Below are 1,805 nucleotides of genomic sequence, written 5' to 3'. Positions count from 1 at the left end.
GCACGTGCTCCGTAGACGGCGGCACGCATCTCCTCGAAAAAATCTACCGAGTTGCCCGAGACCATCGAGTCGGTGCCCAGCCCAATATCCAATCCACGGGCCCTAAGTTGCCGCAACGGTGCGAGCCCGGCCCCGAGCTTTCCGTTGGAGCGGGGGCAGTGCGCCACCGAAGCCCCGGCATTGGCGAGAAGCGTGATATCGTCCTCGCTGGCATGAACACAGTGCACGGCGAGCGTTCGTGCATCCAGAGCACCGGATTGTTTCGCGTAGGCAATCGGCGAGATATTTTTGGTGTCCCACATAATCCCGCGCCGCTCAAACATCTCCTTGAAGGGGCCGCCACCGATCTGGAAGAGTGCTTCCTCCGCCGGGGACTCGGCGAGATGGATGGTCTGAATGTAGCCATTTTGATCCGCGAAGCTAGCAAGGGCTCCGAAGAGCTCGGCGCGGACGGTGTAGGGGGCGTGTGGGGAGATTCCCAGGTGAACACGGCTCTCGGCGCTGCTTCGGGTGAGTGTGCTGCCCATCTGTGCGAGCTGGCGTTTGAGCAGATCAAGTGTCTGACTGACTGGTGGCGTGTTCTCAATCCCAAAGACCTCGCGAAAGACCGTCCCCCGCAGGCCCGAGCTTGCCAGGGCACTCACGCTCGCACCTGCATCGCAGGCATCTCCGATGGTCGTGATCCCCGCCGCCGCCATCTCCGCCGCCCCGAGAGTGGCGGAGGTCACCCAGTCGTCGAGAGTGAGAAACTGCTTGAGCGCCGTGAGCCCTCGGATCCAGGGGAAGAAGGGCATGTCCTCAAGCAGGCCGCGCAGCACGGTGTACTCCAGATGCGCATGGACATTGACAAGTCCGGGCAGGATCGCCGCCAGCCCCAGATCCAGCGCCCCGTCGTCGGGCCGCGCCCGCCCGACATAGGTCAGCTTACCGTTTTCAAACGCCACCTCTCCGTTTTCAAAGAGCGGGCCGGAGATGGGAAGCACCCAGCGTGCCTTCAGTCGCACAGGGCCGTCGGTGTTGCGCAAAAGATCGGTCAGATCAGGCATGATCGTGACCGCCCCCCTCTTGACCGCCCCCATGAACGGGGGCGTGATATTGTCCTCGTGCCGCGGACACAAAGGGCGTGCCGCCCATCCGAATTTCTATGGCTGCTTGCAGCCTTTGTGTCGGCGAAGCCGTCAATAAGACGCCCCCCTCCAACGGGGGCGATCTCGTCGGGGCAATTCACTGGCACGGGTTCGAGCGGGGGGCTGCAAAAGTGACACTCCACGCCTTCTGGTAGTCGTCGTTGGTGAGGAACTTGACATGGCCATCGGCAAAGAGGGTGGTGTAGCGCAGTCCCTTGCGGTCCCAGCCCAGCGGATCGAAGCGCATTGGGCTGGCGTGCCAGCCACCGTTGCCATCAAAGAGAATGTTGACCTGTGCCAGGCCGACTTCCTGACCCGTGGCGGTTAGCGCTGTGGTCGTGTCTAGGTTCAGGCGGCGGAAGGCGATCTCGGTGCGGAACAAATACGATGCCCCGTAGCGCTCGTACATACTGGGGCGAGCCGCTAGAGGGCAGGGGCCGCCGCAGTTGAAGTTATTATCCAGAATGTCAAAGCCCGTGTCCCCCGCGCAGCGCCAGACCTGACGGCTCTTGATGTAGGGGGTCAGCGAGCCGGTCATCCAGTTATTGGTGTAGAGCACGGGCGAGTCGTGGAGAAAGGGCATCGCATCAATGATCGCCTTGCACTGCGGATAGCCCGCCCATATCTGCGGCACATAGGCATCGGAGGCGTCTTTGGCGTAGGGATAGAGGCCGTCGT

At 62.3% G+C, this 1,805-nt stretch carries 2 protein-coding genes; both read right to left on the bottom strand.

All coding sequences use genetic code 11. The features are described from left to right. The coding region (locus tag ACH2EH_RS09235; protein ID WP_395141006.1) for an amidohydrolase family protein at positions 1-1,046 on the bottom strand (1,046 nt) is incomplete at its 3' end. A gap of 178 nt (positions 1,047-1,224) precedes the next feature. Next, positions 1,225-1,805, bottom strand: a 581-nt coding sequence (locus tag ACH2EH_RS09230; protein WP_395141004.1) for a hypothetical protein, incomplete at its 5' end; no start/stop codon positions are given.

The sequence above is a fragment of the Armatimonas sp. genome (assembly GCF_043760365.1).
Classification (GTDB): domain Bacteria; phylum Armatimonadota; class Armatimonadia; order Armatimonadales; family Armatimonadaceae; genus Armatimonas.
This window is presented reverse-complemented; position numbering and strand designations above follow the sequence as displayed.